The sequence below is a fragment of the Microbacterium sp. lyk4-40-TSB-66 genome, from assembly GCF_030209475.1.
In the GTDB taxonomy this organism is placed as follows: Bacteria; Actinomycetota; Actinomycetes; order Actinomycetales; family Microbacteriaceae; genus Microbacterium.
The window spans coordinates 402,284-415,708 of record NZ_JARVRW010000001.1 but is presented as its reverse complement, the minus strand read 5'-3'; the positions used below and the strand labels follow the sequence as shown (position 1 = coordinate 415,708).

Annotated in this window: 10 protein-coding genes; 4 read left to right on the top strand and 6 right to left on the bottom strand. The window is 71.0% G+C overall.

Annotated elements, in window-relative coordinates; genetic code table 11:
- Positions 1-239 precede the first annotated feature (239 nt).
- Genes QRO03_RS01840 through prmC form a run of 4 tightly spaced genes read right to left on the bottom strand, consistent with a single transcriptional unit; the run spans position 240 to position 3,561 of the window.
- Positions 240-728 carry a Cg1360 family ATP-synthase-associated protein gene (locus QRO03_RS01840; RefSeq protein ID WP_285135819.1) on the bottom strand — a complete coding sequence of 163 codons (489 nt, stop codon included), beginning with the start codon at positions 726-728 and terminating at the stop codon, positions 240-242.
- A complete protein-coding gene (locus QRO03_RS01835; RefSeq protein WP_285135818.1) occupies positions 725-1,900 on the bottom strand; it encodes an MraY family glycosyltransferase in 1,176 nt (391 codons plus the stop codon). Before QRO03_RS01835 ends, QRO03_RS01840 begins: the two co-directional genes overlap by 4 nt.
- Complete coding sequence (locus QRO03_RS01830) at positions 1,897-2,631, bottom strand: L-threonylcarbamoyladenylate synthase (protein ID WP_285135817.1); 735 nt, start codon at positions 2,629-2,631, stop codon at positions 1,897-1,899. The genes QRO03_RS01835 and QRO03_RS01830 overlap by 4 nt, the downstream gene beginning before the upstream one ends.
- Before the next feature lie 39 nt (positions 2,632-2,670).
- Positions 2,671-3,561, bottom strand: a complete 891-nt coding sequence (gene prmC, locus QRO03_RS01825) for a peptide chain release factor N(5)-glutamine methyltransferase (protein WP_285135816.1) — start codon at positions 3,559-3,561, stop codon at positions 2,671-2,673.
- Positions 3,562-3,660: 99 nt separating this feature from the next.
- Here prmC and cysK point away from each other — a divergent pair, with 99 nt between their 5' ends.
- From cysK to QRO03_RS01805, 4 genes are all read left to right on the top strand, one after another.
- On the top strand, positions 3,661-4,599 hold the full coding sequence (cysK, locus tag QRO03_RS01820; RefSeq protein WP_285135814.1) for a cysteine synthase A: 939 nt from the start codon (positions 3,661-3,663) through the stop codon (positions 4,597-4,599).
- Between the two features lie 2 nt (positions 4,600-4,601).
- On the top strand, positions 4,602-5,171 hold the full coding sequence (gene epsC / locus QRO03_RS01815; protein ID WP_285135813.1) for a serine O-acetyltransferase EpsC: 570 nt from the start codon (positions 4,602-4,604) through the stop codon (positions 5,169-5,171).
- Positions 5,172-5,221: 50 nt separating this feature from the next.
- Positions 5,222-6,622 carry an amidase gene (locus QRO03_RS01810; protein ID WP_285135812.1) on the top strand — a complete coding sequence of 467 codons (1,401 nt, stop codon included), beginning with the start codon at positions 5,222-5,224 and terminating at the stop codon, positions 6,620-6,622.
- A 346-nt stretch (positions 6,623-6,968) separates the two neighbouring features.
- Positions 6,969-9,824: an immunoglobulin-like domain-containing protein gene (locus tag QRO03_RS01805; protein ID WP_285135811.1), complete on the top strand. Its 2,856-nt coding sequence runs from the start codon at positions 6,969-6,971 to the stop codon at positions 9,822-9,824.
- Between the two features lie 156 nt (positions 9,825-9,980).
- Here QRO03_RS01805 and prfA read toward each other — a convergent pair whose 3' ends face one another.
- Together prfA and rho are read right to left on the bottom strand one after the other, a co-directional pair.
- Complete coding sequence (gene prfA / locus QRO03_RS01800; RefSeq protein ID WP_285135878.1) at positions 9,981-11,057, bottom strand: peptide chain release factor 1; 1,077 nt, start codon at positions 11,055-11,057, stop codon at positions 9,981-9,983.
- Positions 11,058-11,089: 32 nt separating this feature from the next.
- The gene (gene rho / locus QRO03_RS01795; RefSeq protein WP_285135810.1) at positions 11,090-13,417 is read right to left on the bottom strand and encodes a transcription termination factor Rho; all 2,328 of its coding nucleotides are present in this window, start codon (positions 13,415-13,417) and stop codon (positions 11,090-11,092) included.
- Between the last annotated feature and the right edge of the window lie 8 nt (positions 13,418-13,425).

Here is a 13,425-nt window from a genome sequence, read left to right as displayed (position 1 = left end):
GGGTCGCAGCTTGAGTAGTCAGCGCTGGCTCCAGCTTCGGGGCATCGGTGTGAACCGTTGCGACGATGGTCGGTGATGGTACCCGATGAGGAGACCTGGAAAAGAGTTCCGATCGCGGGTGGGTACGTATGCCACCCTATCAAACTCCCAGGCTGTCCACGTGTCGGGCCGGAGGTTCCTCTCGCCGCCGGACTAATGCGCGGCGGCTGTCCTCGCTGTGGGCTAGGCGCCCCGTGGTCTCACGCGCGACGGTCGCCGGCGTCGGGGTCGGTGGGCAGCGTCACGTCGCTGGCGCTGGGGATGCGCATGCGCATGAGCACCACGACGTCCACCGCCAGCGAAGCCAGCACGCTGATCACGAGCGCGACGTAGAAGACGACGAGGTCGACCCAGTCCTGACCTCGCAGGACGGCGATGGCGACGATGAACAGGACCAGCTTGAGCAGCCACCCTCCGAGGACGATCCCGAAGAAGATCGGGACGTAGAGCGGATCGCCGTACCACCGGTTCGCCACCAGGATGCTGGTCGCCGTGACGGCCAGGAAGATCGCGCTGACGGCGACTCCCGCCAGGGCACTGCCGAGACCGGGCGCTCCCCCGACGGTGAAACCGACGATCGCCCCCACCACGAGCAGCGCGGCGGTCACGATCCCACCCCAGACCAGGGCGGTGCGCAACACCGGCGTGCTCGAAAGGGGTCGGCGGGCGTCGGGCGTCGTACTGCTCATGAGGGGGTCTCCGGTCGGGTGGGTCGGGCACGACGGGTCAACCGCCGCAGACGGTGCTGTGAGGGAAGGAGGGTGAGAACGGCGCACGCGGCCACACCGGTGAGGCCGAAGAGGATGCCGATGAGGTAGTCGCCGGGCCAGCTCTGCTGCGTTCCGATGTACATCAGCAGGAACGCGAGGCTGACGACGGCGGTCCAGCTGTAGAAGATGAGCACGGCGTCGCGGTCGCTGTGGCCCATGTCGAGCATGCGATGGTGCAGGTGCTTGCGGTCGGGCGAGAAGGGCGAGCGGCCGGCCCACTGGCGTCGCAGGACCGCCAGTCCGAAATCGAGCAGAGGGAGCAGCACGATGACGACCGGCAGCAGGATCGGGATGAAGGCACCGAGCAGCTGCGAGCGACCGATCTTCTCGGGGTCGAGCACGGCCGGATCGAGCTGGCCGGTGATCGCGATGGCCGAACTGGCCATCAGCAGACCCAGCATGAGCGCGCCCGCGTCGCCCATGAACAGCTTCGCCGGCGTCCAGTTCATGGGGAGGAACCCGAGGCACGCGCCGATGAGGACGGCGGCGATGAACGAGGCGAGGTTGAAGTAGGTGCTCGCTCCGGTGTCGCGCACCAGGAGGTAGGAGTACGCGAAGAACACGCCGTTGGCGATCAGGCAGACGCCCGCGACGAGGCCGTTGAGCCCGTCGATGAAGTTGACGGCGTTCATCACGACCACGAGCGCGAACACGGTGAGCAGGAAGCTCACCCACCCCGATCCGACCGTGAGGGCCCCGATCGGCAACGACAGGATCTGCAGCTGTCCGAACCACGCGATGATGCCCGCGGCGATGAACTGCGCGCCGAGCTTGATCATCCAGTCGAGGTCCCACAGGTCATCGGCGACCCCCACCAGGACGATGAGGAGGACGGCACCCAGGAGCGACAGCACCGGCACCGGGTCGGCCCAGAGGATCGCGAAGTAGGGATTGCTGCTCGACAGGGCGAACGCCGCGGCGACACCCAGGAACATCGCCACCCCGCCCAGACGGGGCGTCGGCGTCTGATGGACGTCGCGTTCCCGGATGCCGGGATAGAGCTTGAACCGCAGGGCGAGCTTCCACACCACCCACGACAGCGCGAGCGTGACCGCCGCCGTGAACAGGATGATGAGGAGATACTGGGTCACGGACCCGGCGCCTCGGAATCCGGCGACGCCTCGGCCGACGGCACGACCGGGTCGACGGCGTCCTCGGGGTCGGGCTCGAGCAGATCGCCGAGCACCTCGCGCAGGCGCTCGCGCGAGATGGCGCCTTCGCGCAGCACACGCACCTGGGGCTCGGCACCGCCGACCAGAGTCGTGGCATCGATGATCGTCGAGGCGACGCCAGTCTCGCTGGGACCGGCGTCGAGGTACGCGGCGACGGTGTCGCGCAGCATGTCGCGGGCGGAGTCGATGTCGACGGCGGCCGCCATGCCGGTCAGGTTCGCGCTCGAGACGGCGAGGGGTCCCGTCTCCTCCAACAGCTCGAGCGTCAGCTTCTGCGCGGGCATGCGCACCGCGACCGTCCCGTGGGTGTCGCCGAGGTCCCACGAGAGCGACGGCTGCGCGGGCAGGACGATGGTCAGCCCGCCCGGCCAGAACTCGCGCACGAGGTCGTCGACGGCGGGCGGGATCTCGGCCACGAGGGCGCGCAGCGTCGCGATGCCCGGCACGAGCACGGGCGGCGGTTGCTGGCGTCCCCGGCCTTTCGCCTCGAGGAGCCCCGCGACGGCGCGCGCATTGAACGCGTCGGCGGCGATTCCGTAGACGGTGTCGGTGGGGAGCACGACGAGTTCGCCTCGGCCGATCGCCTGACGCGCGTGGCGCATCCCGGACAGCAGCTGCGACTCGTCACGGCAGTCGTAGACGGGTGACATGTCGCGCGTCAGTCTAGTCGTGCCCCGCTGAGAGCCCGGTCACGGACGGATGGCCGTCGTCGCGCGGTCGCGCATCGTGAGGTCGGTGTGCGTGGCGGCCGAGCGCCATCCGTCGGCGGACAGGATGCCGCGTATCGCCTCACCCTGCCACTCTCCGTGCTCGAGCACGATGACGCCGCCGGAATGGGCGAGACGCAGACCCACCTCGCTGAGTCGACGCACGGCATCCAAGCCGTCGGGTCCGCCGTACAGCGCCGCCGGCGGATCGAACAGGCGCACCTCGGGGTCGCGCGGGATCGCGTCGTCGGGCACATAGGGCGGGTTGGAGGCGACGACCGACACGGTGCCGTCGAGGTCGGCGAAGGCGACGGCGAGATCGGCGAAGGCGAGGGTGAGGTTGTCGGCACCCACGCGGGAGTGGTTCAGCTTCGTCCAGATGAACGCGTCGACGGAGTTCTCGGCGGCGAAGACGCGCGCGTGCGGCACCTCGGTCGCCATCGCGAGGGCGATCGCGCCGCTGCCGGTTCCGAGGTCGACCGCGATCGGGGACTCGGATGCCACGGCTCGGAGCGCATCGATCGCGAGCTGGGCCACCATCTCGGTCTCGGGTCGGGGGACGAAGACGCCCGGACCCACGGCCAGTTCGAGGGAGCGGAACGGAGCGACGCCCGTCAGATGCTGCAGCGGCTCGCGCTGGCAGCGTCGGTCGACGAGAGAGGCCAGTGCCGACAGGGCGGAGGGCGGCATCCGGTCCCCGCGGACGGCTGCGGCCTGCACTCCCCCGCGCGACGTGTCGAGCACGTGGGCGACGAGCAGCTCGGCATCGACCTGCGGATCGGGGACACCGGCCACCCCGAAGCGGCGGGCGGTCTCGCGGACGACGTCGCCGACGAGAGCGGGGGAAACAGGGGGCGGAGGCGTCTCGAGCATGACGGGGCACCAGCTTAGTAGCGGGGCGTCATACACAGAACCGGCCCCGGGCGGCTCGCTTAGGATGATCGCGTTCTGACCGACGGCGAAAGGCGCCCCATGCCCGGCATCCACCCCGACATCACCACCGCGTTCGGCGACACGCCTCTGGTGCGGCTGAACCGCGTCGCAGAGGGGACCGAGGCGCAGATCCTGCTGAAGCTGGAGTTCTACAATCCCGCATCCAGCGTCAAGGACCGTCTGGGCATCGCGATCGTCGACGCGGCGGAGGCATCCGGCGAGTTGCAGCCCGGCGGCACGATCGTGGAGTCCACGAGCGGCAACACCGGCATCGCCCTCGCGATGGTCGGCGCCGCGCGCGGCTACAAGGTCATCCTGACGATGCCCGCCTCGATGTCGAAGGAGCGTCGCATCCTGCTCAAGGCCTTCGGCGCCGAGCTCGTGCTCACCGACCCCACGAAGGGCATGAAGCTCGCCGTCGACGAGGCCAAGCGCATCGTCTCCGAGACCCCGGGTGCCGTCTGGGCCCGCCAGTTCGAGAACGAGGCCAACCCCGCCATCCACCGTCGGACGACGGCCGAGGAGATCCTCCGCGACACCGACGGCAAGGTCGACTACTTCGTCGCCGGCATCGGCACCGGCGGAACCATCACGGGTGTCGGTCAGGTGCTCAAGGAGCGCGTCCCCGGCGTGCAGATCGTCGCCGTCGAGCCGGCCGACTCCCCCATCCTCACCAAGGGCCACCCCGGCCCGCACAAGATCCAGGGCATCGGCCCGAACTTCGTGCCCGAGATCCTCGACCGCGACATCCTCGACGAGGTCATCGACGTCGAGTTCGACGACGCCATCCGCCTCGCCCGCGAGACGGCCGCCAAAGACGGCATCCTCGTCGGCATGTCGTCGGGTGCGGCGATCTGGGCCGCTCTCGAGGTCGCCCGTCGTCCCGAGGCCGCGGGCAAGAACATCGTCGTGATCATCCCGTCGTACGGCGAGCGCTACCTCTCGACGGCGCTGTACGAGCACCTGCGCGAAGACTGACGGTGGGGGTCCTCTCCCGCATCCGCGAAGACGTCTCCTCAGCCAAGCTCCGCGACCCCGCGGCGCGCGGCGCCTTCGAGATCGCTCTGCTGTACCCGGGGCTCCACGCCGTGTGGTCGTACCGCGTCGCCCACCGCCTGTGGCGACGTGGTCTGCGCTTCCCGGCGCGGGCCCTCTCGCAGATCACCCGGTGGCTCACCGGCGTCGAGATCCACCCCGGGGCGACGATCGGGCGCCGCTTCTTCATCGACCACGGCATGGGTGTCGTCGTCGGCGAAACCGCCGAAGTGGGTGACGACGTGATGCTGTACCACGGCGTCACCCTCGGCGGGCGGCAGCGCGAGGGCGGCAAACGCCACCCCACCCTGCATGACGGCGTCGCCGTGGGTGCCGGAGCCAAGATCCTCGGTCCCATCACCCTGGGTGCCGGCACGGTGGTGGGCGCGAACGCCGTCGTGACGCGTGACGCCCCCGCCGACAGCGTGCTCGTGGGCGTGCCGGCCAAGGGGCGACTGCGTCGGAGCGGCGAGGACACCCGGGCCCTGCTCACCACCCCGGAGTACTGGATCTGACGCGGGTCCCGCGGCGACGGTCGCCACGACGAGCGTCGTAGTCTCGATCCATGCCACGCCTGCACGATCTGTCGCTCGTCGCCCAGACCGGAGCGCTGCGCGCGGGTGAGCTCTCCCCCTCCGAGGTGGCCGAGCACTACCTCGATCGCATCGAGCGGCTCGACGATCTCGGTGCGTTCGCCGAGGTCAGCGCGAGCGCTGCCCGCGAGCATGCCCTGCGGCTCCGGAATCCGTCGGCGGGGTCGCTGTGGGGTGTCCCCCTCGCCGACAAGGACCTCGTCGCCCGCGCGGGCGTGCCCACCCGGTACGGCTCGCGATCCCGCGCCGACCACGTGCCGACGGCATCCGATCCGCTCGCGCGCGCCCTCGACGCCGCCGGTGCGGTGAACGTCGGCAAGACGAGCACGTCGGAATTCGGGCTCACCGGATTCACCGAGCCGCTCATCCACGACCCGGCACGCGATCCGTGGAGGCCGTCGGCCGGCGCCGGCGGGTCGAGCGGCGGCGCGGCCGTCGCCGTCGCGGCCGGATTCCTGCCCGCGGCCGTGGGTTCCGACGGCGGCGGCTCCATCCGCATCCCCTCCGCGACCGTCGGAGTGGTGGGACTGAAACCCTCCCGCGGGCGTCTGCCGATCGGTTCGGGCTTCGACTCCCCCGACGGACTGTCGGTGACGGGCCCGATCGCGCGCTCAGCCGAGGATGCGGCCCACCTCCTCGACGCCCTCGTCGGTCTGGCGCCGTTCCGGTACGCGACGGCGGCGCCCGGGGGCGGTCCGTTCGTCGACGCCGCGCGGCGAGAGCCGACCCGGCTCCGCGTGGGCACGACCACGGTCTCCCCGTGGGACGACGATGAGGACATCCGCCTCGATCCCGACGCCCGTGCCGCGTTCGAGACGGCATCCGCGTGGCTGGGCGACAGCGGGCACGAGGTGGAGGACGCGGCATGGCATCCGCGGGGCTACGCGGCGCTCTTCCGGGTGCTGTGGCGCGCGAGCGCGGCGCGGATCCCCTTGAGTCAGGCGGATCTCGCCGTCGTGGAGCCCCTGACCGCCTGGCTCGTGCAGGAGGGGCGACGCCTCTCGGCGCTCGACCTGCTCGATGGTCTGGCCGCCGCTCGGGCGTTCGAACGGCGGACGGTCGCGGACTTCTCGGCGTTCGACGCGGTCCTCACCCCCGCCCTCGCCCAGCCGCCGCAGCCGATCGGAGCGTATGCAGGGCACTCGCCCGAGCGCACGTTCGCGATGCAGGTCGAGTACGCGCCTTACTCGAGCTTCGTCAACGTCGCGGGTCTGCCCGCGATGACCGTGCCCGTCACGGCGAATGCCACCGGCCACCCCGTCTCGGTCCAGCTCGTCGGGCGTCCCGGCGGCGAGGCGACGCTGCTGTCCCTCGCCGCGCAGCTCGAGGGACGCCGGGGGCCGCTCCCCCATCCGCCGGTCTGGCGAGCCTGAGCAGCGCGAACGGCGCCGCGTGAAGCAGCGCCGGACGAAACACGACCGGCTCCGACCGACGTCGGGGCTGCCGTCGCGAAGTCGCTCGCGCCTTTCCATGCGGACGCGATGAACGCGAGGACTGCGCGCGCAACCGGCCCTTGTTAGCGGGAACAATCTGAGCTACCGTGAGCGACGCCACCACCTCGACCAGGGTTCGACGACGAATCCGTGGAGCACGCGTCGATGACGACCGTCTCCTGAAGGGACACCCATGCTGTCTGATCCCCCGCCCGTTCGAGCACCGCGAACGCGCCCGTCACGTAGGGTCCTCGCCGTCTCGCTCGCCGTCGCGACCCTGGGAGCGATGCTGACGCCCGCGACAGCCGCGATGGCGGCCGAATCGGTGCCGGTACCGGTCCTCCAGTACACGTTCGACCAGATCGACGCCCGACCGGCGAACGGCGCCACAGTCGCCGACTCCGCACCGGGCAACCACGTCGGCACCGTCGTCAACGGCGGCGCGACGAGCGTGGCCGGCCCCCGTGGCGTCGCCGGGGATCTCGCCCTCTCGCTGCCCGGCGGGGCCAGCACGGCCGCCGCGCCCCACGTGCGCATCGCACCCGGCCTCATCCCGGCCGGCACCACCGACGTCACGATGTCGGCGTGGATCCGTTGGAGCGGCGCCCCTGCGTGCACCTGGCCGTTCACGCTCGGCTCCAGCGTCAACGCGCACGTCCTCGCGACCACGCAGTGCGGCGCCTCCGGTTACGGCGCCGTCAAGAACGGCTCCGAGGTCCGCGCGTCGGGCACCGCGCCCGTTCCGGCCTCGCGCTGGGTGCACATGGCGGTCGTGGTCGCCGGTGGCAAGACCGTCCAGACCTTCCTCGACGGTGCGCTGGTGGGACAAGCGCCCACCACCTACACCGCAGCGGCGGCGGTCGGCAGCTCGACGTTCTCGGGTTACCTCGGCAAGTCGTTCTACGGACCGGATGCCTACTGGGCCGGCGCGATCGACGACGTGAAGGTGTGGACCTCGGCACTGTCGGCCGGGCAGCTGCAGCAGGCCGAAAGCGAGGCCCACGCGGCCATCGCGCGCGCCGACGCCGCCGTCACGCTCGGCGACACCTCGAACGTGACGTCCGATCTCGCACTGACCACCAGCGGAACGGGCGGTTCGACCATCACCTGGACCTCGAGCAACCCCGGTGTGGTGAGCGCCACCGGGACGGTCGTCCGACCGGCGGCCGGCTCGCGCGACGCCATCGTCACCCTGACCCCGACGGCCACCCACGGAGGCACGTCGATCGCGGGGTCGCCCCTCACGGTGAAGGTCCCGGCGTACGCCGAGGGCGACAGCGCGCAGGCGGAACTGGCGCGCAGCGTCGCCGACGGCATCGCCGCCGAGGGAGCCCTGGCCGGGCCCATCCGCGGCAGCATCACCCTGCCGACGACCGGGGCCGATGTGACCGCCACCGCCGGGCGCCCGGGAGCGGCGAACGCCGCCGTCACGTGGTCGTCGTCGAACGAGGCGATCATCTCCGCGGTCGACGAGGGCACCGCCCCGAACATCGTCGCGAAGGGTGCCGTCACGCGTCCCGCCGTCGACACCGAGGTCACCCTGACGGCGACGGTCACCGTCGCCGGAGCCGCGCCCGTCGTGCGGACGCTCGAGCGCACCGTTCCCGCAGCGGCCCCGGTCGCTGCGAGCGACCTCGACGCCTATCTTTTCGCCTACTTCACCGGCGACAACGTCGAGGGCGAGAAGATCCGTTTCGCGACCTCCGACGGCAACGACTCGCTGCGCTGGAAGACGCTGAACGACGCGCAGCCCATCCTCACCTCCACCAAGGGCACGAAGGGGCTTCGCGACCCGTTCATCCTCCGGTCGAAGGAAGGCGACCGCTTCTTCCTCCTGGCGACGGACCTCTCGGTCGGCACGTCCGGCTGGGGCGGCGCGACGAACCGCGGCAGTCACCACCTCGAGATCTGGGAGTCCACCGACCTCGTCAACTGGGGCGAGCAGCGCCACGTCGAGGTCAACCTGCCCAACGCCGGTATGACCTGGGCCCCCGAGGCGATCTACGACGAGAGCATCGAGGCGTACAACGTCTACTGGACGTCGACACTGTTCACGGACGGTGCAGCTCGTGACGTCGCCGACGGCAACGGTCCGCAGATCCTCATCTCGACCACGCGCGACTTCCGCGACTTCACCACCCCCCAGCCGTGGTTCAAGGCCGCTGACGTGCCCGGCCTGAACGTCGGCAACGGTCTGATCGACTCCACCGTGCTGAAGGAGGGCGACACCTGGTACCGCTTCACCAAGGCGACGCAGACGAGCGGCTGCGCCTCACCCGACATCATCGGACAGAAATCGACCGACCTCCGCGCCACCACGGCATCCGGAGCATGGTCTCTGATCGACACCTGCATCGGTCGCACCGCGGGCACCCCCGAGGTCGAGGGTCCCGAGATCTTCGCGGCCAACGAGGGTGATCGAGCCGGGTACAAGTACTTCCTCTGGGTCGACAACTACGGCGGGCGCGGGTACATCCCGCTCGGCACGAACTCCCTCGAGGGCGACATCCAGTGGACGATTCCGAGCAGCTTCTCGCTGCCGGCCTCCCCGCGTCACGGCTCGATCCTCCCCATCACGGCGAAGGAGCGCGACACCCTCGCCGCGAAGTGGAACCCGTCGCTGCTCGTGACCTCGATCGACCCTGTCGCAGCGAGCGTGCAGGCCGGCTCCGGCGAGGTCTCACTTCCGGAGACGGTGCAGGCCACCTTCAAGGACGGGCACCGCGAGACCATCGCCGTGACCTGGGACCCGGCTGACCTGTCGTCGCTGAAGAAGGCGGGCGACACCGTCGAGGTGCGCGGGCAGCTCGCCAACTCGGCCGGCACGCCGGCGATCGCGACCGTCACCGCCACGGCTCCCCCGGGGCCGGCCGTCAGCGCGACAGCGTCGACCCGGTGCGTTGCGGGCAAGGTCGTCATCACGACGCGGGCGACCAACGACAGCGGCGCCGCCGCCGACATCACCGTCAGCACCGCGTGGGGCGGGAGGACGCACACCGCAGTGGCCCCCGGGGCTTCGGTCTCGACGGCGACGACCGTGCGGGCAGCGTCGGTCGCGGCCGGTTCGGTCGAGGTGACGGCCACGGGCGCATCGGGTTCGCGCACGGTGACCGCCGCGTACTCCGCCGTCAGCTGCCGCTGACGCGGACGCGCCGACGCGGTGCTCGAGGGGAGGGCCCGCGGGTCCTCCCCTCTTCGCCCGTGCTCGCCCGACGGGGCCGGACGCCGAGGCGGGCACCGCGCGTCGAGGTGCCGGACGCAGGCCCGACGACCGGTCGCCTCTGTACGGGGCGGCCGGTCAGCCGTCGGCGAGGGCGGCGAGCCGCGCCTCTTCGTCGGCGGTGATCGCCGATTCGATGATCGGGCCGAGGGCACCGTCCATCACCTGGTCGAGGTTGTACGCCTTGTACCCGGTGCGGTGGTCGGCGATCCGGTTCTCGGGGAAGTTGTAGGTGCGGATGCGCTCGGAGCGGTCCATGCCGCGGATCTGCGATTTGCGCGCATCGGCGGCGACCGCGTCGCGCTCCTCCTGCTGCTTGGCGAGCAGGCGGGCGCGCAGCACGCGCATGCCGGCCTCGCGGTTCTGCAGCTGCGACTTCTCGTTCTGCATCGACACGACGATGCCCGTGGGCACGTGCGTGATGCGCACCGCGGAGTCGGTGGTGTTGACCGACTGACCTCCCGGACCCGACGAGCGGAACACGTCGATCTTGAGGTCGTTGGGGTCGATCCCGACCTCTTCGGGCTCGTCGACCTCGGGGAAGACGAGCACACCGGTGGTCGAGGTGTGGATGCGGCCCTGCGATTCCGTCGCCGGCACACGCTGCACGCGGTGCACACCGCCCTCGTACTTCAGGTGCGCCCACACCCCCTGGGCGGGGTCGCTCGACGACCCCTTGATCGCGACCTGGACGTCTTTGTATCCGCCCAGATCGCTCTCGGTGCGCTCGAGCAGTTCGGTCTTCCACCCCATGGATGCCGCGTACTGCAGATACATCCGCAGGAGGTCGGCCGCGAACAGGGCGCTCTCGGCCCCGCCCTCGCCGCCCTTGATCTCCATGATCACGTCGCGCGCGTCATCGGGGTCGCGCGGGATGAGCAGGCGGCGCAGGCGCTCCTGCGTCTCGGCGACCCGCTGCTCCAACCCCGGCACCTCGTCGGCGAACGCCTCGTCCTCACGGGCGAGTTCGCGCGCGGCATCCAGGTCGTCGGATGCCGCGACCCACGTCTCGTGGGCCGAGACGATGCGCGACAGCTCCGCGTAGCGGCGGTTGACGCGCTTCGCGCGTGCGGCGTCCGCGTGCACGGCCGGGTCGGAGAGCTCCTCTTGAACAGCTTTGTGCTCGTCGAGGAGCCCTCGGACCGACTCGAACATCGCGGGCACCGACATCGCGTTGGCGGCCCGGATCAGCGGATGCTGTTGTCGTCACCGCCGCGCGCGGGCGCCGGGATCGACTTCTGCATCTGCACGAGGAACTCGACGTTCGACTGCGTCTCTTTGAGCTTGCCGAGCACGACCTCGAGGGCCTGCTGGGGCTCGAGGCCGGCCAGGGCGCGGCGGAGCTTCCAGGTGATCTTGACCTCGTCGTTCGAGAGCAGCATCTCCTCGCGGCGGGTGCTGGAGGCGTTGACGTCGACCGCCGGGAAAATGCGCTTGTCGGCGAGCTGGCGGTTCAGGCGCAGTTCGCTGTTGCCGGTTCCCTTGAACTCCTCGAAGATCACGTCATCCATCTTCGAGCCGGTCTCCACCAGCGCGGTGGCGAGGATCGTGAGCGATCCACCGTTCTCGATGTTGCGCGCGGCGCCGAAGAAGCGCTTGGGCGGGTACAGCGCCGACGCATCGACGCCGCCGGAGAGCACGCGGCCCGACGTGGGCGCGGCGAGGTTGTACGCGCGACCCAGACGGGTGATCGAGTCCAACAGCACGACGACGTCGCGGCCCAGCTCGACCAGGCGCTTCGCACGCTCGATGGCGAGCTCGGCGACCGTGGTGTGGTCTTCGGCAGGCCGGTCGAACGTCGAGGCGATGACCTCGCCGCGGACGGTCCGCTGCATGTCGGTGACCTCTTCGGGGCGCTCGTCGACGAGCACGACCATGAGGTGGACCTCGGGGTTGTTCGTGGCGATCGCGTTGGCGATCTGCTGCAGGACGATGGTCTTGCCGGCCTTCGGGGGCGCGACGATCAGCCCGCGCTGGCCCTTGCCGACCGGGGCGACCAGGTCGATGATGCGCTGCGTGAGCTTTTCGGGCCCGGTCTCCAGGCGCAGGCGCTCCTGGGGGTACAGGGGGGTGAGGTTGTTGAACTCCACACGGGCGGCGGCGTCGTCGACCGACAGGCCGTTGATCGAGTCGACCTGCACGAGCGCGTTGTACTTCTGACGCCCCTGCTGCTCGCCCTCGCGCGGCTGCTTGATGGCGCCGACGACGGCATCGCCCTTGCGCAGGTTGTACTTCTTGACCTGGCCGAGCGAGACGTACACGTCGCTCGGGCCGGGCAGGTAGCCGGTCGTGCGCACGAACGCGTAGTTGTCGAGCACGTCGAGCACGCCGGCGATGGGGACGAGAACGTCGTCCTCGCCGATCTCGGTCTCGAACTCGTCGCCCGTCGTGCTCTGGCCGCGGCGCTTGTTGCGCTGACGATTGCGGCTGTTCGCCGCACCCTGCTGCTGCTGGGCCTGCTGGCCGCTCTGCTGTGCGTTGTCGCGCTGCGAAGCGCCGCCCTGCTGGCCGTTGTCGCGCGGAGCGTTGTCGCGCTGGCCGTTGTCGCGCTGAGCGTTGTCGCGCTGACCGTTGTCGCGCTGACCGCCCTGCTGCGTGTTGTCACGCTGCGACGCGCCCTGCTGACCGCCCTCGCGCGGTCCACCCTGGGTGGGCGCCTCGACGTCGTCGGAGCCGGCGTCGGCCTTCTCGGCCGCGGCGTCGGGCTTGTTGCGGTTGCGGTTTCGCGAACGGCTCCGGCCACGACCGCGAGCGGGGGTCTCGTCGGACTGCTCGGCGTTGTCGGATGCGGCGTCCTCGCCGTCGTTCGCCTCGGACGCCGCTGCGGGCTCCGATGCACCGGAGGCAGCGGACTCGTCGACGACGACGTCGGCAGACGGCGCGTCGGCGGACGGCGCGTCCGTCGTCTCAGCGACCGCGGGAAGGTCGGCGGCCGTGGCGGCGTCGTCCGCGACATCGGCCGCGGTCGTGACGGGGGTGGTCGGCGTCGCGTCGGACGTCCCCTCGGCGACCGGAGCGTCGGCGGTTTCGGCGGCGGCTGCCTCGGCAGCAGCGGCTTCCGCGGCGGCGGTTTCAGCGGCGGCCTTCTCCTTGGCGGTGGCGGTCGTCGCACGGCGAGGGGCGCGCTTGCGCGGAGCGCGTGCGGGCTTCTCCGCCGGGGCGGCCTCCTCCGCGGGTGCGGTCGCAGCAGCGGCCTCGGCGGCCGGCTCGGCCGCGGGTTCGGCATCGGCGGCGGCCGGCTCGTCCGCCGGCGCGGCGTCGGCGGACGCCGGAGCATCGGCGGCCGGAGCGTCGGCGGCGATGGTGTCATCGGCGAACAGCGCCTCGGGCTGCGCATCGGCGGCCGCAGCGTCGGGGGCGTCCGTGCCCTCGGCCGTCGCGGTCTCGACCGGGCTCTGCTCGGTGTCGGCGTCCGGCGTATCGGTGCCCTGCGCGTCAGCCGTGGGCTGCTCTTCGGCGGGGATCTCGGCGCCCTCGGGCGCGTCGACGGAATGGGTCTCGGAGATGGACTCCACGAGTGCTC